The organism is Vibrio nitrifigilis (assembly GCF_015686695.1).
Taxonomy (GTDB): domain Bacteria; phylum Pseudomonadota; class Gammaproteobacteria; order Enterobacterales; family Vibrionaceae; genus Vibrio; species Vibrio nitrifigilis.
Window position 1 is genome coordinate 2,084,127 of record NZ_JADPMR010000001.1, and the last position, 23,800, is coordinate 2,107,926.

The following is a 23,800-nucleotide window of genomic DNA, read 5'->3' on the forward strand; positions in this document are numbered from 1 at the left end:
TGCAGAAAGGGAGCCGACGCTCCCTTTCTTTTATTACGCTGTGACCACTAGCCATTAAATGCCTAATGCTTCTTTATAGTGCTTACGACAGACTGACACATATTTGTCGTTACCGCCGATAGCAACCTGATCACCTTCTTTAATTGGATTGCCATGCTCATCAGTACGAATCACCATGGTGGCTTTACGGCCACAGTGACAAATGGTTTTTAACTCGACTAATTTATCCGCCCACGCTAACAGATATTTACTGCCTTCAAACAATTCGCCCTGAAAATCGGTTCTTAATCCGTAACAAAGTACAGGTATGCCTAATTTATCAACAACTTCTGTTAATTGATGAACCTGCTCTTTAGTCAAAAACTGACACTCATCAATCAAAATACAGTGACGTTTTTGTTGGGTATGAATCACGGTAATATCTGCCAAGAGATCCGAATTTTCATGATAAAGATACGCATCGGCTTCTAGGCCAATTCTTGAACTGACTTTACCCACACCAAATCGATCATCAATCGCTGCGGTAAAGATCGCAGGCGTCATACCGCGCTCTTTATAGTTAAATGCCGATTGTAATAACGTCGTAGATTTACCCGCATTCATTGCTGAGTAATAAAAATACATCTGAGCCAAAAGAACAATTCCTACATTTTGCTGGTCGACCACCAGCACAAATAGCAACATTGAATCCATCGTCAATAATGAACGACTTGGATAATTGACCAACATTGATATAAAAAATAAGTGGCGCGCATTGTAACAAAAAAGCGACCTATTGCGGTCGCTTTTCTTATTACTTGATCACTTTTCAGTGCAAAACTAAAACGTTTATGCGTCTTGGTCTTCTTGCGCTGCTTTAACTGTGATAGCTAGCTCTTCCAATGCAGCAGGATTTGCGTAGCTTGGCGCGTTCGTCAATGGACACGCTGCTGCAGTTGTTTTAGGGAAAGCAATCACATCACGGATATTCTCAGTGCCACACAGCAGCATCACTAAACGGTCAAGACCAAATGCTAAACCAGCGTGTGGTGGTGTACCATATTTAAGAGCATCTAGTAAGAAACCGAATTTTGCACGTTGTTCCTCTTCGTTAATACCCAACACATCGAACACAGCTGACTGCATTTGTGCATTGTGAATACGAACAGAACCACCGCCCACTTCGTAACCATTTAGAACCATATCGTAAGCATTTGAGTTCGCAGCTGATGGATTAGCTTTCAGTTCTTCTGGTGTTACGTTAAGCGGTGAAGTAAATGGATGGTGCATCGCTGCGATGTTACCTTCGTCATCACTCTCAAACATTGGGAAATCCACAACCCATAGTGGTGCCCACGCTTCAAGATCCGTCAGCTCTAAATCAAGACCCACTTTTAGACGTAGCGCGCCTAGAGCATCCGTCACAACATTGGCTTTATCGGCACCAAATAGAATGATGTCACCCGATTGAGCGTTAGTACGTTCTAACAGAGCACCGATCACTTCTTCATTTAGGAACTTAGCCACTGGCGATTGAATACCGTCAAGACCCGCTTCACGATCATTCACTTTCATCCACGCTAAACCTTTTGCACCGTAAACCGACACATACTGAGTGTATTCATCAATTTGTTTACGAGTCAGTTTAGCGCCACCAGGCACACAAAGTACGGCTACGCGGCCTTTTTCGTCGTTCGCAGGACCAGCAAAAACTTTAAATTCAACGTCTTTAACGATGTCAGCCACATCAACAATTTCTAGCGGGTTACGCAGGTCTGGTTTATCAGAACCAAAACGGCGCATTGCTTCGCTATATTCCATGATTGGGAAATGGCCTAGATCGACATCGAGTAACTCTTTCCACATATCACGAACCATGGTTTCTGTAACACCACGTACTTCTTCCGCCGTCATGAATGACGTTTCGATATCAATTTGAGTGAATTCAGGCTGACGGTCTGCACGCAAATCTTCATCACGGAAACATTTAACGATTTGGTAGTAACGATCAAAACCAGACATCATCAATAGCTGTTTAAATAGCTGAGGTGACTGTGGTAAAGCGTAGAATTTACCTTTGTGTACACGGCTAGGAACTAAGTAGTCGCGCGCACCTTCTGGCGTTGCTTTCGTCAATACTGGAGTTTCAATATCTAAGAAGCCTTGCTCATCAAGGAAACGGCGCACGAAACTTGATGCTTTAGCACGCAATTTGATGCGATCGCTCATTTCAGGGCGACGTAAATCTAAGTAGCGGTATTTTAGACGCTGCTCTTCTGAGTTCTTTTGATTCGAGTCAAGTGGAAGCGGCTCTGAACGGTTAATGATTTCCAACCCTGTTGCCAAGATTTCCACTTCACCTGTTGCCATGTCTTTATTGATTTGGCTGTCTGGGCGAGCACGAACTGTACCAGTCAATGTAATACAGAATTCGCTGCGCAGTTGGTTCGCAATTGCAAACACGTCAGCCATATCTGGATCGATAACTACCTGAACGATACCTTCACGATCTCGCATATCAATGAAGATAAGACCGCCTAAATCACGACGACGGTTAACCCAGCCGCTCAGTTCCACAGTTTGTCCAACGAGGGACTTGTTCAGGTGACCACAATAATGGCTACGCATAATAAATTTCCCAATCTCTTTAATTTATCATTCAACTTTACGCTGCAGTTATTTCAACTATCTGCAGTACAAGATGTCATTTATACGCTGAACGGTCGGGAAAATCGACCTTACAGCAGATAAAATCCGTTCATTTATTCCCACTTGACTATTTTTGGTACAATATTCAGCCAAATCAGCTATCAAGACGAAAAAATTGCGGTCGATTATAGCGCTAAACTGTCTTCGGTTACAAAGCGATGTTAGAGTCTATTATTCATTAAGTTATCAAATGGAATGTCCGATGCCCTCACCTACTTCTCGGTTATTAAGACTAGGTTTGACTATGTGGTCACACTCGGGATGGCAGAGTGAATTTTATGGAAAAGGGACTCAATCGAGTGAGCGACTGGCTAAATACGCCAGTGTATTTAGCACTGTAGAAGGTAACACGACATTTTATGCTTCGCCTTCAGCACACACCGTCTTAAACTGGCATGATGCAACACCGGATGAGTTTCGTTTTACCTTCAAATTACCGAAACAAATCACCCATCAAAATGCGCTACGGCATAGTCAACAAGACGTCGCCGATTTTTTGCAGCTCATGTCCCCACTGGCAGAAAAAATTGGCATGTGGACCATTCAATTACCGGCCAATTTTGGACCCGATGATTTTGCAGCATTAGTGCAATTTTGCCAGCAATTTCCCAGAGACATTCCTTTAGGGGTCGAAGTACGCCATCCCGCATTTTTTGCGAAACAAGACGCCGAAAAACAGTTGAATCAATGGCTGTTAGAACAAGGTATCAACCGTATCATTATGGATAGCCGACCCGTTTTTGCGGCAAAAGCAGACAATGAAGTCATTATCGATGCGCAGAAAAAGAAACCTCGCGTTCCTGTACACGCCATTGCAACCGCTCACTCGCCGATGATTCGATTTATCGGCCACCCCGATCTCGATGCCAACTTAGAATTTTTTGCACCTTGGTTAAGTAAACTCCCTGCGTGGATAGCTCAAGGGAAACAACCCTACTTAATGATCCACACGCCAGACAATGTGTTAGCCCCTCAATTGGCGGTTAAGCTATACCAACAATTACAGACTCAGCTCGACTTAACCACACTACCCAGTTTTCCAGCAGCAGTCGATCAACAGCAACTGTCTATGTTTTAATGGCTGCAACGTTTTAATAACTTCAGTGTGTTAGTTGCCTCAACAATGTCTTGACTAAACCGAATACATTGTCGTTCCCCCTACCTTGCGCTGACTTAGAGTTACCGATAAAAAGCACGATTCGATAGGTAGAGCCAATCAATTACCTTTCCGAATCATTTCCTTTAGTTCATCTAATGACACCAGCAGGAATTTTTCATAAAATACGCGCCTTTCAAGATCTCAGTGACGTGAATGAAACTGAGGTTATTTGCAGTAACGAGGTCGTAATGCCTAATAAAGACACCATATTTTCAGCTCCAATCGATAAGATTGGTGATTTTACTTTTGACGAACGTGTCGTCGAAGTATTTCCTGATATGATTCAGCGCTCAGTGCCTGGTTATAGCAACATTATTTCAGCGATTGGTATGCTCGCCGAACGCTTTGCTAAACCAAACACGAACGTTTATGACCTTGGGTGTTCTTTAGGTGCTGCCACGCTCTCGATTCGTCGCCATATTGAAGCTCAAGAAGGTTGTCAGATCATTGCTGTCGATAATTCTCATGCGATGGTTGAACGCTGTAAATTGCACGTCAATGCCTACCGCTCAGATACACCGGTTAACGTTATTGAAGCCGATATTCGCGACATTAACATAGAAAACGCGTCTGTCGTGGTCATGAACTTCACGCTGCAATTCTTATCTCCAGAAGATCGCTACGCTCTATTAGAAAACATTTACCAAGGATTGCGCCCAGGCGGGATATTAATCCTGTCAGAGAAATTCGTTTTTGCTAACGACAAATCACATGAACTTCTTATCGATTTACACCATGATTTCAAACGAGCGAACGGTTACAGTGAACTAGAAATCAGTCAAAAGCGCAGTGCAATTGAAAATGTGATGCTGCCCGATTCCATCGATACGCACAAAGAACGCTTTGCTAAATTGGGCTTTAGTAGCTTTGAAGTTTGGTTCCAGTGTTTCAACTTTGGCTCAATGTTCGCCATTAAGTAATTGTTTAGGTTAGAGTGATATCGACTAGTCCCGATAACCTCATTAACACCACGTTATACTCGGACTAGTTAGTTAGGTAATCGTATTCATGTTTAATTTTGCTCGCATCTATCAGCTTATTGCTGAGGACACTCGTCTTCAACCATGGCTGAATGTTCTTCCTCAACAGCTGACAGATTGGCAAGAGCAGCCACACGGCGATATCGCCCGCTGGTTTCGTGCCCTTAAAAAAATTCCTGATACTGCACCTGATGTTATTGATATCAAAGACTCGGTAACTCTGCATAACCATGAGCCTCTGCCACATGGCGAACAACAGAAGCTAGAAAATCTGCTAAAGACGTTTCACCCTTGGCGTAAAGGACCTTATTCAGTTCACAACATTCATATCGATACTGAATGGCGTTCAGATTGGAAATGGGACCGTCTTGTTCCTCATATTTCTGACCTGACAAACCGCACTGTTTTAGATGTAGGCTGTGGTAACGGTTATCATATGTGGCGCATGTTAGGCGCCGGTGCAAGGCAAGTGTGGGGCATTGATCCATCTGAGCTATTTTTGGTGCAGTTTGAAGCGATTCGCAAACTCATGGGTAACGATGAGCGCGTCAACCTCTTACCATTAGGCATTGAGCAACTTCCAGAACTAGAAGCCTTTGATACAGTATTTAGCATGGGAGTTTTATATCACCGCCGCTCTCCAATTGATCACCTTATCCAATTGAAAAATCAACTGGCTTCAGGTGGTGAGTTAATTCTCGAAACCTTGGTGATTGAAGGGGATGAAAATGCCGTACTGGTGCCATTTGATCGCTATGCTCAAATGCGCAATGTCTATTTCTTCCCTTCTGCTTTGGCTTTAAAAGTATGGTTAGAAAAAGTCGGTTTTATCGACGTTAAAATTGTCGATGAGAATGTCACTTCCCTTGATGAGCAGCGCACCACGGAGTGGATGACGCACAACTCATTACCGGATTATATTGACGCAGAGAATCCAGCCTTGACCGTTGAAGGATACCCTGCGCCGAGACGAGCGATTTTGATAGCAAAAAAACCATAATTGACATAGTTTTAACTATCTTTTGCTTTCATAAGGCTAAGCTATGGGTCGAAAGCTCATAGCTTGCTTAATAATAACTCTATTTTTTGGTTGTTTAGCCCATATTACAAGTCTGTTTTTCATGGGGTTATTAGACTAATTAATAATAAAATAACTAACACTACTTAAGAAATTAAATAAGGTCGCAAATGTTTAAGCGAATAGCACCCGTTATTGCACTCAGTATGCTTTCAGGTTGCACTATGATGAACGGTGATGAACATCATCAAGCTACGCTAGCTGCCATTCAACACTCTGAATCTCACATCGATAACCATCTCACCAATTTGGAATTACAAATCAGTAATCAAATGGACTATATCGATAGTTTAGAAAGAGAAATCACTTCCTTAAAAAAACAAGTTCGTAAACTAGAGCACACCGCATCGGAAATCGATGATCAAACCGGGTTAGCGGCCAAGCAAGATGATCAGGTTCCTACTCTGGCTGTGCCAGAATCCTCGGTAGCGGCACGCCATCAACAAGTGCTCGGCTCTTTAGAGAAAGTCACTATCGATTCCTTGGACAAAACCTTTACTGCCCGTGTCGATACCGGTGCAGCCTCTTCGTCATTGAATGCTGTTGATGTTCAAGAATTTGAGCGAAATAGCAAAAAATGGGTTCGATTCCATTTAGTCGCAGGTGACGATGTGGCAAAAGATGCAAAATGGATAGAAGCACCTATAGTGCGTTATGTGAGAATTCTCCAAGCCAATAGTGAGAAAGCACAACGCCGTGCAGTTGTTCAATTATGGGTTAAACTTGGTGATATTCATGAGAAGACACCATTTACCTTGGCCGACCGCTCACAGATGAGTCACCCAGTACTGCTGGGAAGAGATTTTATTCGTGATATCGCCGTAGTCGATGTCAGCAAACAATACGTTCAAACTGGTAAAAATACTAAGTAAAGGTCATTTATGACATCAAAAGTCCCGTTTTACATATCCATCCTGCTCTTAATTATTGCAGGGATAACATTAAGTGTAATGCGTCACCAACAATACGGAGTGCCTTGGACTCCTGGCGAAACTCGCCAAGTCTGGGATCTAGAAGCTCGTATTGAATTTTATGCCAATGACAAACCCGTTAAAGTCTCTTTAGCTGCTCCAGCAACCCAAGATGGCTTCACTTTAATTAACGAAAGTGCCTCATCGCCAGGTTACGGTGTCTCTTATATTTCTAGTAATTCTGGCCGCCGTGCTGAATGGTCTATCCGTCATGCTAAAGGTCCACAAACGATTTATTACAAAACCCAGTTTTTAGTGGATCCTAATGCACAATCAACCCCAATTCCTCCTGTTGGCGAGATTCAAAAACCGACCTTCGACGGTCCAGAAGAAGCGGCAGCGGTAGCATTGATCAATCGAGCTACCCGTTTATCGGCAGAGCCGGTCAGTTTTACTCGTGAGCTGATTAAAACCCTTAACGATCCTGAAAGTCAGAACGCATCACTACTATTAAACAACATGACCAAATATGAAGCAACGCAAAAATTGTTGTCTTATGCAGGCATGCAAAACAAAGTCGTGGGTGTTATTCAACTCGAAGATGGCCGTCGTCGCCAATCGATTGAGATGATGAACGAAATCTGGAATGGCGAAAAATGGGTTCTATTTAATCCAGAAACAGGCACGCAACCGACTCACCCTAACCTATTGGTTTGGGACGAATCAAATGTTTCTCTGCTTGATGTTGTTGGTGGTCGTAACAGCCAAGTTTACTTCAGCATGATTTCGCAAGATATGTCCGCTCAGCAAGCGACGAATAGTAAAGTTGAATCAGATGGCCTACTTAACCTATCTATTCACAGCTTACCGCTGGAAGAACAGGCAATGTTCAAAACGATTATGTTGATGCCTATCGGAGCATTAATTGTGGTGTTCTTGCGTGTGATCGTTGGTCTGAAAACATCAGGGACCTTCATGCCAGTGTTGATCGCGGTAGCGTTTGTACAAACGCAGTTGATGACTGGTATTATTGGCTTCCTCTTGATTGTCGGTACCGGTTTGATTATTCGTAGTTACTTATCTAAGTTGAACTTATTGCTGGTTGCGCGAATATCAGCGGTGATCATCGCGGTTATCTTGATCATCTCTATCTTTACTGTTGTGGCGTTTAAGTTAGGGTTAACGTCTGGCTTAACCATCACATTCTTCCCGATGATCATTTTGTCATGGACCATTGAACGTATGTCTATTCTTTGGGAAGAAGAAGGTACCAAAGAAGTCTTCATGCAAGGTGGTGGTTCGCTCTTTACTGCGATCCTTATCTACTTAGCAATGACTAACTCTTACGTACAGCACTTAACGTTTAACTTCATTGGCCTGCAGCTTGTGGTAATGGCAATCATTCTGTTATTGGGTACCTATACGGGTTACCGCATTTCAGAACTACGCCGTTTTAAACCGCTTGCAGAGGAAGATTAATATGCTGTTTTCACTCTCTGAATATACATCGCCATTCAAACTCCGTAAGAAAGGCATTATGGGGATGAATCAGCGTAATCACAGCTATATCGGTCGCTATAATGACCGATCTAAATATCCACTAGTCGACGATAAGTTAAAAACTAAACTGATTGCGCAACGTGCGGGCTGTACTGTACCCAAACTGATTGGCGTCATTAGCGACCAAGGTGCGGTGAAAGACGTCCATGAGATGGTGAAAGATTGGCCTGGCTTCGTTATCAAACCCGCTCGTGGTAGTGGTGGTAAGGGTATATTAGTCATCACATCCCATAAAGACGGCAGTTATACCAAGCCTTCAGGTGCGCAAATTGGTAATGAAGATGTGGAACGCCATATCAGTAACACGCTGGCAGGCCTATTCTCTTTAGGCGGTAAAAACGACGTTGCTGTGGTCGAGAACCTTATCGAGTTCGACGATTGTTTTGACGGCTTCAGTTATGAAGGTGTACCTGACGTCCGTATTATCGTATTTAAAGGGTACCCGATCATGGCGATGATGCGTTTATCTACTTCTCATTCAGACGGTAAGGCCAACTTACACCAAGGCGCTGTTGGGGTGGGCATAGATATCGGGACGGGGAAGGCTGTGAAAGCGGTGCAATTTAACCGCCCCGTCACTCATCATCCGGATACCGATAAAGACCTATCGACTTTGCAAGTTCCGCACTGGAAAAACTTGTTAACTCTTGCCGCCAGCGCATGGGAAATGACGGGTCTTGGCTATATGGGGACCGACATGGTGTTGGATAAAAAAGAAGGCCCGATGGTACTTGAACTTAACGCTCGTCCTGGACTCGCTATTCAGATTGCCAACGGTTCAGGGCTATTACCTCGCCTTCACCATCTAGAAGCATTAGAAACACCACTTATCTACCCTTCCGCAGCAGAACGCGTTGAATACGCGATGAAGCACTTTGCTGTCGAAGATGACCACTTCTAGTTTCCAGTAACATCAGAAACCAATAAAGCCAGTCATTCGACTGGTTTTATTATTTTACTAACCCAGCAGTGGGAACTTAGCCATCATATTTTTTATTTAAATAAGCAAATGGTGCAAGGTCAACCAAGCAATCACCAGTAATGAAAACATTTCTATCGGTGTTAGGTTGTACTAAATACAAGCACAAACATCAAAACACCATGAATAGCCGAGCAGAAGAACACGACTGTTTTCCGGCCCAATTATCGGATAACTAAGGCATAATGATCATGTCTAGTGCACTACCGCCTCTCCCAACTGGAGATGATGATACTAACACTAGATAACGTTAGTTTGACAACTAGATACATCGGAGAATAAACGTTCCTCAACAACTCGGTTATCGCGACTATTTTTGAAAAAATGACACTTACAAAAAAGTACGTACTTACTTTTAGTGAGTTTAAATGGCAAGCTAAGTCGTATAGATTAAACCCATCCAATAAGGAACGATTATGATTGCTGTAACAGGTGCTACCGGACAACTGGGTCAACGAGTTATTGACCATCTATTGGCTAAAACAGAAGCGAACAATATTGTGGCTTTGGCTCGTGATACAGCTAAAGCCGTATCTCTTAAGGACAAAGGCATCGATGTTCGTCAAGCAGACTATAGTCAGCCAGATACCCTGTCCGATGCCCTCCAAGGAGTTGATAAACTATTACTCATTTCATCAAGCGAAGTAGGACAACGAGCCGCACAACATGCCAATGTGATCAATGCAGCGAAACAAGCAGGGGTAAGCCTTATTGCCTACACCAGTATTTTACACGCAGATACATCACCATTAGCGCTTGCAGCGGAGCATATAGAAACCGAAGCCTACCTAAAACAGGCCAATATTCCCCATGTACTACTTCGCAATAGTTGGTATACCGAAAACTATCTACTTAGCGTTGCGCCTGCCATCGAACATGGTGCATTTATTGGCTGTGCAAGTGATGGTCAAATCAGCTCCGCCCCCCGAGAAGACTACGCAGAAGCGGCAGCAGTAGTATTAACAAGCGAGCAACCACAAGCTGGAAAAGTCTATGAATTGGCAGGTGATGAAAGCTATACCTTAAGCGAACTTGCCGCACTGATTAGTGAACAATCAGGGAAAAACATTCCTTATATCAATATGCCAGAAGCCGACTATGCGAAAGCATTAGAAAGTGCCGGTATTCCAGCACCGTTCGCTGCGATATTAGCCAATTCAGATACAGGAGCGTCACAAGGCGGATTATTCGATGATAGCCATACGTTAAGTAAACTTATTGGCCACCCAACTCAGTCTGTATCTGCCATGATTAAGTCATTCTTATAAATATATTCCTGCATAAAAAAGGCCGCTTGATGCGGCCTAAAAGCTTTAATGGGAATGGAAACTTTATGATTTTTTATTAACGCACTGCACCGTTTAGTGGTACTTCTGCATCCGGTTCTTTAGTGATGCGGTTACGTAGGTCACGGCGGATAATTTCAATTGACCAGAACCATACTAGGTGACCAAAGATTTCTGACACATTTTCATACCAAGGTAAGTCCCATAGTGGAGGAGTTAATCCCATAGTAGTGAAAGAAATCCAGTGAACAGCAACTGTCGCTAAGAAGCCAGCTAGTAAACCTTGCCACAATTTAATTTTTGGAAAAACTTCAGCAACGATACAGTAACCAACGGCAAACACGATAGAGAATGTAATATGTGTCACACCCACCCAGTTAAACACATGCCCAGCAAAAGTGTATACCGGAGAGTTAGGATCGGTCACATGTAAGTAATCACGTAAAAATAGGTATGGTGGATTTAAAAAGTTACGTGAACAGTCAATATTGGCAGCAGCACGAATTAAGTGTTCTGGAGCACAAGCGGCTGTAAATATATCACTCGGACTGCGCGGAGGTAGTGGAACCTCGCCACCCCATTTAACGAAAGCGGACACAATACCTGCAATTAAACCTATAAAAGCTGCTAGACCGTAGCGGCGACGAGAGCTTGGAGTTTGTTCGAATAGATTCATGTGATACCCATAACTGTGTATGAAATTGTTGATATAGAAAGTAGCACCCTGAAGCACGTCAAATACGGATCTAGATCAATTTCAGGTCGGGTTCTTATAAATTACTGATATCAATATTGATCTAGACCATGATTTTATCGATGAATATTCCCACACTAGTACACAACGGTGCTCAATTACCGACTTTCCGCTTTTATCTCAGCAATACCACTGAAAAACTAAACGGGTGATAAGAAAAAAGCGCCTGACGGCGCTTTTAATTAGAAAGATTTAGACTATAGCTCTTCGAGCAAGGATTGCTGAAGCGACTGTTTGGGCTCTTGCCCAAACCCACGTAACCCAACCACGTGCACGTGTTCATGATCTTTAAAGACCTTACGAACCAATTTATAGGTTGTGCCCTTTTCTGGACTAATATTCTCGGGAGCCGCGATCAGTAGTTGCATATCCAATCGTTCACATAATTCGAATAATGTTGCGATCGATTTACCATCCAAACGTGCCGCTTCATCTAAGAACAATAAACGACAAGGGATAATGTCTTTACTGCGTAAGCGGCGCGATTCTTCTTCCCAGCTCTGAATAACCATCAATAAGATGGATTGACCGGTACCAATCGCTTCACCAGTAGACAGTGCACCGGATTCCGCTTGCAACCACCCATCAGAGCCACGGTTCACCTCGACACTCAACTCTAAGTAGTTGCGGTAATCCAATAGCTCCTCGCCCAGCACTTGTGGAGAACGCTGCCCCATATCGATATGTGGGTTAACACGCTGGAACAATTTCGCCATTGCTTCCGAGAAGGTATATCGGGTACTCTCAAACAGGTCACGATGCTGATCTTGCTGATCAGAAAGTCCTAAAAGCAAGGTTTCATGACTTTCGCGCACTTTCACGTTCAAACGCACACCTTTCACCTGACCAAAACCAATATTAGATAGGCCTTGGTTAAGCATTCGAATGCGGTTCTCTTCGCGTTGAATCGTTTTACGAATGATGCTTGAAACGGATTCAGAACTGATTGCCAATCGATTTTCCCGTTGGGTCAATTCCTCGGTTAAACGAGCCAGTTCAACCTCCATCTCTTCAATGGCTTCAACTGGATCATCGGTACGAATAATATCTTGGCGAATACGTTCACGTAGATGTTGGTAAACGGCAATATAGAACAATACCTTACGTTCTGGATGAGCATTGTCTTCAGACAAGCGTAATGCATCACGTAAATCATCATTGTTTGCCACCGCTAAACGCAGCGCACCTAATGATTTATCTGACATAGAGCGCAGTTCATCGGCAGACAAATAAGCGAGTTCACGCTTATGTAAACGACGCTCAACGTCATTTTCACGCGCAAGACGCAATACCGAGCACCAACCGGCTTTTGCATTCACGACAAATAAACGTAAGTCTCGATATTCCTTCTCTAATTTCTTCAAACGCTTCGCTAGAGATTTCATCTCGAGTTCACTGGATGTCACGATACGTTCACATTCGCTCTTGCGATTACGCATTGCATGTAAACGCTCTTGCAGCTCATTACGGCGATACTGTGCTCGTTCCAGAGCTGATTCATCAGCTTGAACACCCAACTCTTGCAGTTCTTGCTTAAACTCTTGAACCGTCTCTAATTTCGCTTGATGAGAACTTTTCAGTGATGCCAAGACCTGATTGTATTGGTTAATCTGTGTTTGCGCTTGTTTTAGTGCTTCACGGCTACGAGTTCGCTGAGTTTCAGCTTGGGCCAATTTAACTTTAAGCTGCTCACTGAGCTGACTACTTTGATTCGATAAATCAACCGAATCTGAGTAGCTAAAATAGTGACGACGCTCAACCAGATCAGATAAGGCAAAGATTTGTGATTTCAAGGTTTGCAGTGCTTGGTCTGCGGCTTGATAGTCACGTTCTAACGCATCAAATTGTTCAGGGTCACCATCTAGCGACGTTACGACAGCCTCTAGCTCTTGTGCCGCTTTACCGTGTTTAGCAATGAAGGTTTTTGCCAGATCTAACTGCTCAATTTTTTCTTCAATTTCAGCCAAACGCTCGGTAAGCGTATCGTCTTCGATCAATGCCATATTAGGCACGATTTTATCCAGCGCTGACAATGCTTGCTTACTGATCTGACGTTGAGAACGTTGCTGATGCTCTTGATTCTCAAGTTGAGACAATTCACGTGTCACTTGGTTACGACGATCGCGCGCAGTATATAAAGCTTGCTCAGGATCTTGTTGGAATGCGACCTGGATATGCTCAGCAACAAATTGGTTCAACGCTTGGTATAAACGCTGCAATTTCTGGGCGTCAAACGCGGCTTTCGCATGCTGCTCTACTACTTCTTCACGCTCTTCACGCAATTTTTCTAACCGTTGATCTCGTGCAGCACGACCAAACAGTGGAATCTCAGGTAAACGAGAGTAACGCATTTGGCGATCGTTAAATTGAACGCAAACGGCCCCTTCTAACTCTTCAGCATCAAACGAGCTATCATCGAATGCATCAACATCACCTTCAATCAGGTAAAGATCTTCAGGGCAGTCATCGAGTTCTACCAAACGTTCTTTAATGCCACTGAGATCAGAGACAACAATCGCATGACGAGCCGGGCCATACATGGCGCTAAAATATGGTGCATCCGCAATCGTAATATCGTCATAAATCTCAGACAGTAGAACGCCACCAAGCGTATCAGCCAATCCTTTCAGACGTGGATCATTCGAACCACCAGGTGAAGAGAGACGAGAGATTTCACTCTCTAGTTGCTCACGACGCTCAGCCAACTTGTCTTTTTCAATCGATTGTGTTTTTTCTTCTTCTAACACAATCTGCATCTGACTCATTACCGACTGACTATCGGCTAATTCCGCCCCACTCTGCTCACGTAGGCTTTCAAGGGCATCATTGGCTTTAATCCAGCTAGGTGCTTGTGTTTCTAAGCGAGAGATTTCACTGCTGAGGTCTTGCTCTTGCTGGCGAAGAACACTGCGTTCTTCACGTAGCGTTTCATAAGACACATCCAACTGTTCAATTAACGCATTATGACGTTCGTACTCTTGTTCTGCAGTAATTTCATCTTTTAATTCAACATGATGAAGTTGCTGGTATTCATCAACTAAACGACGTATATGGCTTTGCTGCTCTGCGCGGCGAGAGAGATCACGTTGCTGGGATACCCACTGATGTTCGTTGCTAACGGTATGGCCTGCATCACGAAAAGCACTCAGCGCTGATTTCGCTTCTTGCGCCGCATCACTGCGGGCTACATCACCTTTAATAGTTTTAACTAACGCATATGCTTTCTCAAATTGCTCAGCCGCTGCCGAAGACATATCCAAACGATGTTTCAGCGATAATAGGGTTTGAGTTTGAGAATCTTGCTGTTTACGTAATGAAGAGACCGCTTCGATGGCTTTATCAATGGTCAGGTCATCATCACCCAATAATTGACGAGCTTTATCCAGCGCTTGAACCGCTTGTTGATACTGCAACGCACGTGTTTGCTGTACGTCTAATGCTTGTTGGTAATCGGCAAGTTGCGTTTTTAAGCTATCCACTTCTTCTTCAGAAATGGTGGCTTGTTCTTCTGCCATGATTAAGCGCTCTTGCGCTTCTTCAACGACCATCATTTGCTCTTCAAGACGAATATTTAGTTCTTCTAAATCATCTTGATAGCGTTCAATTTTTTCTTGTTGGCGCAACGCATTTTGCACTAATTGTAAATGGTCAGAGGCACCTTGATAATCTTGCTCTAGCGCCCCTTCTTGCTCTGCAAACTGTCCCAGCTCTTCTTGAACGCGGTTTAACACCTCATTATGTTCAATTAAAGCGCTGCGTGTTTCAAACAATTCACGGCGCAACGTCAATGTATGATCCACTTTGTTGCGACGCTCATTGGCGTGACGCATATAGTCTGCCGCAACATAGTTAGTCGATTCAGTGATCAAATGCTTGAACAGATCACGGTCGGCTTGCGTGGTTTTAATCGCTTCTAATGTCAGACGGTTTTCACGCAATGCCGATTCCATATCTTGGAAGGCTTTTTTGACTCCACCGTTTTGTGGCAACAAGTAGTCACGCAATGAGCGAGTAATGGCGCTCGAAATACCACCGTATAGTGATGCTTCAATCAAACGATAGAACTTAGAGCGATCACTGCTGTTACGCAGTTTCTTAGGAATCACCCCAGACTCGAACATTTGGCTATGGTAGTCGACAACAGAATTAAACGTTTTAAACGTCACACCTTCTAAAGCGGCTACTGCGTCTTTTACTTCGTTAATCTGACGAACGCGAGCTTGGTGCTCAGATACCGTTTCAATTAACACATCTGTCGGTTTCACATGACTTGGTAGGCCTTGGATAACAAAAGGTTTGATATCGACTTTTTTATCGCGCCCTGCTACTTGCTGCAATTTAACCGCAAACAACAGGCGTTGTTTACGCGAGTTAACGACATCAAGCGCCGCATAACATGTACCTGGCTGTAATTTACCATATAGCCCTTTATCACGTGAGGACTGCGAACTGCCTGCTTCTGTCGTATTACGAAAATGAAGTAAGGTTTGATCCGGAATTAACGTGGTAATAAAAGATGCCATGGTGGTCGATTTACCTGCACCATTACCACCAGATAGCGTGGTGACCAAGTTATCGATATCAAATGTCCGGGCGAAAAAACCATTCCAGTTGACCATGGTCAGTGATTGATATTTACCTCTGTCAATCATGCTTCACCTTCTAATTCAGTCTGTTCATCATCATAATCTTGTTCATCTAGCAATGTCGGCTGATTAGGCTCTTCATGATAGACCACTGCTTCACCATCGCGGATAAGGCGCAATTGTGCTTCACGCATATCATCACCGACACGTACGTCAGCACCAAAGCGAAACACCGCTTCGGTAATACGAAACTTCATGGTTTCACCGACGTTAATAATCATGCCTAAACGACGTAAACGGCGCAGCGATGTGCGAACTTTATCGAACAACTTTTCTTTATCGAGATCTGAGCCACTGGCACGATTTGTCACCAGTTTCATCAATTTCTTTTCGTCGGCTAATTGCATGAGCTCTTCATACAATTCTTGGTTAGTAAAAATACCTTCCTGTGCCAAACGCTCTGGACTTAAATAGAGAAAACACAATACCTTACCGACAAGCATATCCAACTCAGATAACACACTACGGCTAATCAACGAGGTTGAACGGGGACGAAGATAGAAAAAACCTTCAGGTGCGCGTACGAGTTCCGTGTTATAGCGCTGGTAAAATAGGGCTAAATCTGTTTCGAAATCACACAAGAAAGTGTGGTTATCCATATCATCACTTGAGATATGACGTCCCGCACGCAATAAGCTGTCTAGTTGCGGGAAAAGCGGATTTGCAATCGCTTTGGCCAGATTATCTGGCATGTATTCATTAGTATCGGTCAATGACATTTGCTTGTACCTTTGCACCAAATTCGTTAATCGCTTTCCAATCGGGCTGCACTGCTTGATAATCAGAATCTGAATATCCTAGGCGCACCGCTTGATCGACAACAATTCTGGCTAAATCAAAATGGTGAGTTCGCGGATGTTCTGCGAGGTAATCACGTAAGACTGAACCCAAATCAATCGGTTTATTATGGTCTTTAAATTCTTTCAGCATTACGCCGACGCGCTCGGCAAGCTCATCATTAATGCGTTCAAACTCTTCATACTCTACTTCTTCAGGTACAATCCCGGTCACTTCATCATCACGTAACACTAACGCTTCATCACGCATATCACGTAAGCGCTCTGCATCAGCAAAAGTGAGGAACCAAGGTTGCTTGAAGAAATCGGTAACAGATTGGCGTAAGCGCTGACTAAAGGCCCTATTTTGGTCCATGTCGATCGCTGTACGAATAAACTTATGAACATGGCGGTCATAACCAATCCATAAATCAATCGCCTGCTGGCCCCAACTGATGATTCGGTCGAGTTTCATCTGTAAACCAAATAAGGTCTCTGCTATAAACTCTAGTTCATCATTACCGTAGATGGTCTCTTGAATATCAAGAATTTGGGTTTGCAATTCATCCCCAGCGGCTTGCAAAGTATCTTGCAATTCTCGCAAGGTTTCTGACGTTTCAGATAATAACGTTTCACAACTTGAAATCGCATCGCGCCAATCTTGATTTAACAGTTCAGCAATTTGGTCTTTCACTAACTGCTGCTGTTCATCCATCACCCGCTGGTTGAGGTCGATTTGATCGAATATTTCGCCCACGGAGTACTTTAATACCCCATAGACATTTTTGCGCCATTCTTGTGGAGTGCCACTTTGTGTCGCCGCTTCAACCGCTTTACTCATTTCTCCAGCCACCATTGAAAGCTGGATAGAAAGCTTGAGTTTAGAAAATTCACGGTGGCGCACATAGTAATCGGTGATACCAATGGCCAAAGGAGAAAGCCGGTAGATACTTGCGCCATCGGTCACTTCGCTAGTGAAACGCCGAATCAAACGCTGTGCTACCAATTCATTAATTGCATTGTTGGCACGAAATGCAGAGGCTTCACCAGTCTCTTCGAACATTCGTGTCACAATTTTAAATGCATCTTGCAGCTCACCTTCCCCTAACTCTTCATCAAAGCGTTCACTACTCAACACAGAGATAGCAATTAAAAACGCCAGACGCTCAGATGATAGGTTCAGTGAGAAATCGTGCTGTTTCACCCAACCGACTAATTCATCAATCGGCAGTTTGTCAGCAGTATGAGTCAACTCACTCATTCTTATTCCTGTTATTGTTTCTTCTTAGCCCACACATGAATGTATCGGCCTAATGAGAGGTACGGCTCTTGTCGGCAAAATTTTCGTTCTAAAGCCAGTACATCTTCATGTTGGTATTCGCCCATGTTTTGCATATTACCAATATAATCACTAAAACAGCGAATTCCGGTCTTACCACAAATTTCGAACCCTGATTGTTCTATCCATTGGTAAACATCTTCAGGGACTAAGCCTTTCTGCGGTTGTAACTTAAATCTCTTCTTATGGGGCATCCCATTGAGAATGTGGGGAATATTTCCGCACACGGCATTTTTGTACACCAGACCGTGATAGTTATAGAACATAATCGATGCCATGCCACCAGGTTTCACTTGATTAAGTAAATTTTCCAGTGCAGGTCTAGGTTCTGCTAACCATTCCATCACGGCATGGAACATTAACATATCAACCGGGCCGGCCAAATGCTCCTGAACCGATTGAACTGGTGAATGGACCAAGCGATATTGCTCAAGTAGCCCATTTTTTTCAATGTCCTGCTCAGCCAAACGTAACATTTCCGAAGATAGATCACACAACGTCACCCGATGACCCAATTTGGCTAATTTTTGGGACATTTGTGCTAACCCACCACCAGCATCTAGAATATCTAAACACTTGTCAGCGACGGGCAAATGAGTTAACAATTGTTCTATGTCTTCCCAAACAATGACTTGGCGGATTTCACCTTTGTCTGAGCCATAGATGTTTTTTGCAAATTTGTGGGCAATATCGTCGAAATTGCGATCTTTAGTCACGGCAGCTTGAGTTATGATAACGAATCGTTCTGCTATTCTGTCATAGGAATGGCAGGAATAAAGAGAGTTTCGTGTATTTTACTGTCAAGTGCTGTTTTTTCGGACTATTTTGGATATGTTTGAGCTGAAAAAAATCATTTCGTCCCTATTTATGCCGCTACCAGCCCTGCTGATAATCGGATTTATAGGCTTATTACTGATCATGTTTACATCCAAACGTAAGAGTGGATGTTTCATTGTGTTATTTTCTCTTACTGGCTTGTTTTTAATTTCATTCCAACCTGTGTCATCCCGTTTGTTGATGCCATTAGAGCGCCAGTACACTGCGTTTCTTCCTGTCGATGAATCCATCGATTACGTTATGGTTCTTGGTAGCGGTCACGTTGTTGACGACCAAATTCCGCCAACATCGGAACTAAGCAGAACGGCTCTGATGCGATTAACCGAAGGCATTCGTATTATGCGCATGTATCCCGGTTCTAAACTGATTTTGTCTGGTTATGCTGGTGGCAGTGAATTTAGCCATGCTCGCATGTTAGCCCAAGTTGCGCTCTCATTAGGAGTACCAAAATCTGAAATAATTTTGTTGGAAACAGCGAAAGACACGTGGGAAGAAGCTCGCCAAGCCGCTGCATTCGTCCAACAGAAAAAATTAGTTTTAGTGACTTCTGCCGCTCATATGAAGCGAGCTTTGTATGAATTTCATTCAGCGGGACTTTCCCCTCTTCCTGCGCCAACCAACTATTTGGCGCAGAAAAACATCGCTCAGCCATGGGAAAAATACACACCTAAAGCACGTTATTTAGAACAAACGGAACGCTATTGGCATGAAACCATGGGCCATTTATGGCAAATTTTACGTGACTGGGTCACTGGTTATCATACACAGGCAATTGGGGCTGCAACCAATACCGATGCCGAACCCGTAGCACCGAGCAGTGACGATAAATAAAGTCGTGTACTGAAATAACATTTATAAAAAAGCCCACAACTTGAATTGAAGTTGTGGGCTTTTTATTCACATTATTACATCAGTTGCCAGCGAACATATAACCTTCTCCATGCACTGTGACAATAATCTGTGGTGTTTTAGGATCCTGTTCCATCTTCGAACGAAGTCGACGAATCAATACATCAATCGTTCTGTCATTAGGTGCATCAACTCTGTGACTGATCATATTTAATATCGCTTCTCGTGTCAGTACTTGATGAGGATTCGATGCTAATGCCACCAATAATTCATATTCAGCTTTGGTTAATTTTATCGGTTCACCATTTTGACTCAATAATCGACGTTGAATATCAAAAGACCAATCGCCAAAATGTATTTGTTGCTCCGACTGGTCTGCACCACCTTCTCGAGCTTTACTCACACGCCATATTAAGTTTTTCACTCGAACTAATAATTCGCGTAATTCAAAAGGACGAGCGATATAATCGTCAGCCCCCATTTCTAAACCAATAATACGATCGATGCTATCTTCACGACCATTAACAAGAATAATGCCTACATCTGAATGACTGCGTAGTTCCCGAGTGAGCATTAGGCTATCGTCCCGAGCTAGATGAGCATCCATTAATACGACATCAACCAACTGGTGTCTGAGGATTTCACGCATATCACCGCCAGTCTCTGTCTCTGAGACGTGATAGCCTTCTTGTTTGAAGTAATCGACCAGCGTTACACGCGTGTCTGCGTCGCCTTCTACGACTAATAAGTGATAACTCATAGACGTCACTTGATTCCGGTAAATTTAATACCAGTTCATTCTATTCATAGTTGGTAACAATTCTAGAGTTCCTCTACAAAACCTGCTGCTTTATTGATTCAAAACAAGCTTATATAAAGTTTTAGTTTCATTACAATACTCTAAATTGAATATTTAACAGGATGAAACACAACCTTTAACTATTTATATTTGACTCGACTGTAAATAACGGTCACATCCATAGATAAAAACAAAATATTTTAAATAGTTGTTCATATTTAATAGAATGATTTTTATGTTTTTTATTTTTAAGAAATTTTCAAATAAGAGGTTATACCCAAGTAACCTCAAGATGCTGTTTCAGCGAGAATGTATTCGCTCTTAGGCAAGGCACTGATTTGAAGACATAGTCATTCTACGTTGAAAATCAGTAACACAGCCTAGGAGCGAATAAAACTCGCCCTTTGGGAGCTCATCAACAACCCTATTTCTGCGCTCAATCACCTTGAAAGGGAATGACCATTCCTGCTGTGATTGAGCTTGACCTAGGCTCGTTGATGAAGCTCTGAATCCTGCATCTTGAGGTCATTTGGGTATATAAGCGCCGTTGATAGGGGAAAGTGATAAAAAGTGCCTTTTACCTCTACTTTGTCCGTCCTAATCCTCGGTTCTGCAATCAAACTTCTCATGACTTACCTATTTTAGGTTAGTTATCATATGTGCATTATTCGTTAGCACATCATGAAACAACGTGAGCTCTCCCGTAGAGTCTAAATGTCATTTATACGCTTAAGCCGTCCATTTTACATATTGATAAAATATATTGATAACCCAGCAATCTGTCGCCATCATGTAGACAATGAGTCGCAAGCATAAGAAAAGTTGGCGAGATCAGTTGAGATTAAATTATGAATTTTTCGTTGCGGTGATCGCCAGAGCAGTCTAGAATCTTGGATGCTAATAAATACTCAAACTAATTGTCAAAAACCGCTTTCTTGTAGCGGTTTTTGTGTTTTTACTACTATTCCCGCTTTTTGCACTAAAATAAAGCGAAACCTGACTGTTCAACATTATCATCACCAATGTACTTTCAGGTTATTTGATACCAATGGAAATCACCTATGGCGACAATAAAAGATGTAGCACGCTTGGCTGGCGTTTCTACGACCACCGTATCACATGTCATCAACAAAACCCGTTTTGTGGCAGAAGCAACTCAAGAAAAAGTGCTATCTGCTGTTAAGGAGTTGAACTATGCCCCTAGTGCAGTTGCCCGCAGTTTAAAATGCAACACAACTCGAACCATTGGCATGTTGGTCACCCAGTCCACGAACCAATTTTTCTCCGAAGTCATCGATGGTGTCGAAAGCTACTGTTATCGCCAAGGTTATACGTTGATCCTATGTAACACTGGTGGCATTTATGAAAAACAGCGCGACTACGTACGCATGCTCGCAGAGAAACGCGTTGATGGCATGTTGGTTATGTGTTCGGATATGACGCCTGAATTGATGCAAATGCTCGAGAGCCATTCCGATATTCCTAAAGTGATCATGGATTGGGGATTAGAAGACTCCCAAGCCGATAAAATCATGGATAACTCAGAAGAAGGTGGCTATATCGCCACTAAATACCTTATCGATCATGGTCATAGCCATATTGCCTGCTTGAGTGGCCACTTAAACAAAATTACCTGCCAAGAGCGTATTCAAGGTTTTCGTCGCGCAATGAACGAAGCAAACTATGATGTGAACGAAGATTGGATTCTTGAGGGTAACTTTGAATGTGATACCGCCGTTCTTGCTGCTGACAAAATTTTGGCGATGGATGAAAAACCGACCGCTGTTTTTTGTTTCAACGATACGATGGCACTGGGCTTAATGAGTCGCCTACAACAGAAAGGCGTAAAAATCCCCGAAGAAATGTCAGTCATTGGTTATGATAATATTGAACTATCCGAATATTTCTCTCCACCGTTAACCACCATCCATCAGCCTAAGCGCCGTGTTGGTAAAAACGCATTCGAAATCTTGCTTGAACGCATCAAAAATAAAGAGCATGAACGCCGTATTTTTGAAATGCATCCAGAGCTTATCGAACGAGAGTCGGTAAAAAGCATTATAAAATAATAACTTACATTGCTTTAGCTCTGCCTTCTTTACACTTTTATTGATGAATTTATCGTTTATTATTAATGCAGTCATTTTTGTGAGCAATATCACATAGAAGCAATTTTTATGTGATTTATGTTCAAGTTTAAGATTACTCTAATTAACGAAATGTCACGCACAGGGCAAACCATCTGTAAAGGTGGGACGCAAAGCTTCCGGCCTGAACCCCAGGTGGTACAGATGTTCTGGGTAGGTAGCGGGGTTACCGATGGCAAAAATGCATATGATGTTAACTTCTTATTGACACGGTCTTTGCATTCTTTTGCTACATTCTCGGACCTGGATTTTGGTGGCGTATGTTCAAATACACCGAGACTAAAGGCATGGATAAACCAATAATAAAAAACTCAATGCGACTCTTTGAAAAATTAGGTCGCGTAAAATCTCGTTCAATGTTTGGCGGCTTTGGAATCTTCGTAGACGACACAATGTTCGCGTTGGTTGTTAACGATATGCTTCATATCAGAGCTGATGATTCTTGTTCTGAGAAATACAAACAACAAGGCTTAGAACCATACGTTTACAAAAAACGTGGTTTCCCAGTGGTTACAAAATATTTTGCTCTTCCAGAATCGTTTTGGGATACACCCGATACTATTTTAGATGAAGCAAAATCTGCGTTGAAGATCGCGAAACAAGAACGCGAGACTCAGGCAAAAGCTAAACCTAACCGATTGAAAGATTTACCTAATTTACGTTTAGCTACAGAACGTATGTTGCGTAAAGCGGGAATTGAATCTGTCGAAGAGTTACACGATAAAGGAGCGGTTGAAGCGTATAAAGCAATTCAGCAAACTCACTCTACCGATGTAAGTCTAGAGCTTTTATGGGCTCTTGAAGGCGCAATCGAAGGCAAGCACTGGTCTGTTATTCCACAAACTCGGCGTGACGAGTTAATGCAGAATCTTTAGCCAAATTTGTTGCTAACAAGGCTTGTTGCTGAAAGCACCCTCTGGGGTGCTTTTTTATGCGCGCTATAACGCACATATGAGCCATTTAGATACATTTTAGAGCTATTGCTCACCTAAAAGATAAAACCCGCCATACT

General features: G+C 42.9%; 18 protein-coding genes and 1 riboswitch. Of the genes, 10 read left to right on the forward strand and 8 right to left on the reverse strand.

Features of this window, described 5'->3' with window-relative positions; all coding sequences use genetic code 11:
- Positions 1 to 54: 54 nt before the first annotated feature.
- Complete coding sequence (locus tag I1A42_RS09280; RefSeq protein ID WP_161157687.1) at positions 55 to 633, reverse strand: thymidine kinase; 579 nt, start codon at positions 631 to 633, stop codon at positions 55 to 57.
- A gap of 195 nt (positions 634 to 828) precedes the next feature.
- Positions 829 to 2,607 carry an aspartate--tRNA ligase gene (aspS, locus tag I1A42_RS09285; protein WP_196123296.1) on the reverse strand — a complete coding sequence of 593 codons (1,779 nt, stop codon included), beginning with the start codon at positions 2,605 to 2,607 and terminating at the stop codon, positions 829 to 831.
- Between the two features lie 283 nt (positions 2,608 to 2,890).
- Here aspS and I1A42_RS09290 point away from each other — a divergent pair, with 283 nt between their 5' ends.
- The 7 genes from I1A42_RS09290 to I1A42_RS09320 all read left to right on the forward strand — a co-directional run bounded on the left by I1A42_RS09290 (position 2,891) and on the right by I1A42_RS09320 (position 10,623).
- Complete coding sequence (locus tag I1A42_RS09290) at positions 2,891 to 3,766, forward strand: DUF72 domain-containing protein (protein ID WP_196123297.1); 876 nt, start codon at positions 2,891 to 2,893, stop codon at positions 3,764 to 3,766.
- A 269-nt stretch (positions 3,767 to 4,035) separates the two neighbouring features.
- Positions 4,036 to 4,767: a carboxy-S-adenosyl-L-methionine synthase CmoA gene (gene cmoA / locus I1A42_RS09295; protein WP_161157673.1), complete on the forward strand. Its 732-nt coding sequence runs from the start codon at positions 4,036 to 4,038 to the stop codon at positions 4,765 to 4,767.
- 88 nt (positions 4,768 to 4,855) lie between these two features.
- A complete protein-coding gene (gene cmoB / locus I1A42_RS09300; RefSeq protein ID WP_196123298.1) occupies positions 4,856 to 5,827 on the forward strand; it encodes a tRNA 5-methoxyuridine(34)/uridine 5-oxyacetic acid(34) synthase CmoB in 972 nt (323 codons plus the stop codon).
- A gap of 188 nt (positions 5,828 to 6,015) precedes the next feature.
- Positions 6,016 to 6,777, forward strand: a complete 762-nt coding sequence (locus tag I1A42_RS09305; protein WP_196123299.1) for an ATP-dependent zinc protease family protein — start codon at positions 6,016 to 6,018, stop codon at positions 6,775 to 6,777.
- A 9-nt stretch (positions 6,778 to 6,786) separates the two neighbouring features.
- Positions 6,787 to 8,295 carry an inactive transglutaminase family protein gene (locus I1A42_RS09310; protein WP_196123300.1) on the forward strand — a complete coding sequence of 503 codons (1,509 nt, stop codon included), beginning with the start codon at positions 6,787 to 6,789 and terminating at the stop codon, positions 8,293 to 8,295.
- 1 nt (position 8,296) lies between these two features.
- Positions 8,297 to 9,277: an alpha-L-glutamate ligase-like protein gene (locus tag I1A42_RS09315; RefSeq protein ID WP_230389370.1), complete on the forward strand. Its 981-nt coding sequence runs from the start codon at positions 8,297 to 8,299 to the stop codon at positions 9,275 to 9,277.
- A gap of 494 nt (positions 9,278 to 9,771) precedes the next feature.
- Entirely contained in the window at positions 9,772 to 10,623 is an 852-nt protein-coding gene (locus tag I1A42_RS09320; protein ID WP_161157678.1) for an SDR family oxidoreductase, read from the forward strand.
- Positions 10,624 to 10,699: 76 nt separating this feature from the next.
- On the opposite strand, the gene I1A42_RS09325 is transcribed toward I1A42_RS09320, so the two are convergent.
- The 5 genes from I1A42_RS09325 to cmoM all read right to left on the reverse strand — a co-directional run bounded on the left by I1A42_RS09325 (position 10,700) and on the right by cmoM (position 18,872).
- Entirely contained in the window at positions 10,700 to 11,317 is a 618-nt protein-coding gene (locus I1A42_RS09325) for a YagU family protein (RefSeq protein ID WP_161157679.1), read from the reverse strand.
- A gap of 275 nt (positions 11,318 to 11,592) precedes the next feature.
- The gene (mukB, locus tag I1A42_RS09330; RefSeq protein WP_196123301.1) at positions 11,593 to 16,047 is read right to left on the reverse strand and encodes a chromosome partition protein MukB; all 4,455 of its coding nucleotides are present in this window, start codon (positions 16,045 to 16,047) and stop codon (positions 11,593 to 11,595) included.
- Positions 16,044 to 16,760 (reverse strand): chromosome partition protein MukE, encoded by a 717-nt coding sequence (gene mukE / locus I1A42_RS09335; protein WP_161157681.1) that lies wholly within the window; start codon positions 16,758 to 16,760, stop codon positions 16,044 to 16,046. Before mukE ends, mukB begins: the two co-directional genes overlap by 4 nt.
- Entirely contained in the window at positions 16,741 to 18,078 is a 1,338-nt protein-coding gene (gene mukF / locus I1A42_RS09340; RefSeq protein WP_196123302.1) for a chromosome partition protein MukF, read from the reverse strand. Before mukF ends, mukE begins: the two co-directional genes overlap by 20 nt.
- An 11-nt stretch (positions 18,079 to 18,089) precedes the next feature.
- Positions 18,090 to 18,872, reverse strand: coding sequence for a tRNA uridine 5-oxyacetic acid(34) methyltransferase CmoM (gene cmoM, locus I1A42_RS09345; RefSeq protein WP_196123303.1), 783 nt, complete (start codon positions 18,870 to 18,872; stop codon positions 18,090 to 18,092).
- 115 nt (positions 18,873 to 18,987) lie between these two features.
- Between cmoM and elyC the strand changes: the two genes are divergently transcribed.
- Complete coding sequence (gene elyC, locus I1A42_RS09350; protein ID WP_161157684.1) at positions 18,988 to 19,824, forward strand: envelope biogenesis factor ElyC; 837 nt, start codon at positions 18,988 to 18,990, stop codon at positions 19,822 to 19,824.
- A gap of 79 nt (positions 19,825 to 19,903) precedes the next feature.
- On the opposite strand, the gene torR is transcribed toward elyC, so the two are convergent.
- Positions 19,904 to 20,602 (reverse strand): two-component system response regulator TorR, encoded by a 699-nt coding sequence (gene torR, locus I1A42_RS09355; RefSeq protein ID WP_161157685.1) that lies wholly within the window; start codon positions 20,600 to 20,602, stop codon positions 19,904 to 19,906.
- Between the two features lie 1,100 nt (positions 20,603 to 21,702).
- On the opposite strand from torR, the gene purR reads away from it, so the two are divergent.
- On the forward strand, positions 21,703 to 22,710 hold the full coding sequence (purR, locus tag I1A42_RS09360; protein WP_196123304.1) for an HTH-type transcriptional repressor PurR: 1,008 nt from the start codon (positions 21,703 to 21,705) through the stop codon (positions 22,708 to 22,710).
- A 153-nt stretch (positions 22,711 to 22,863) separates the two neighbouring features.
- A riboswitch (cyclic di-GMP riboswitch) is annotated at positions 22,864 to 22,962 on the forward strand.
- A gap of 113 nt (positions 22,963 to 23,075) precedes the next feature.
- Positions 23,076 to 23,663, forward strand: a complete 588-nt coding sequence (locus tag I1A42_RS09365; protein ID WP_196123813.1) for a TfoX/Sxy family DNA transformation protein — start codon at positions 23,076 to 23,078, stop codon at positions 23,661 to 23,663.
- Positions 23,664 to 23,800 lie beyond the last annotated feature (137 nt).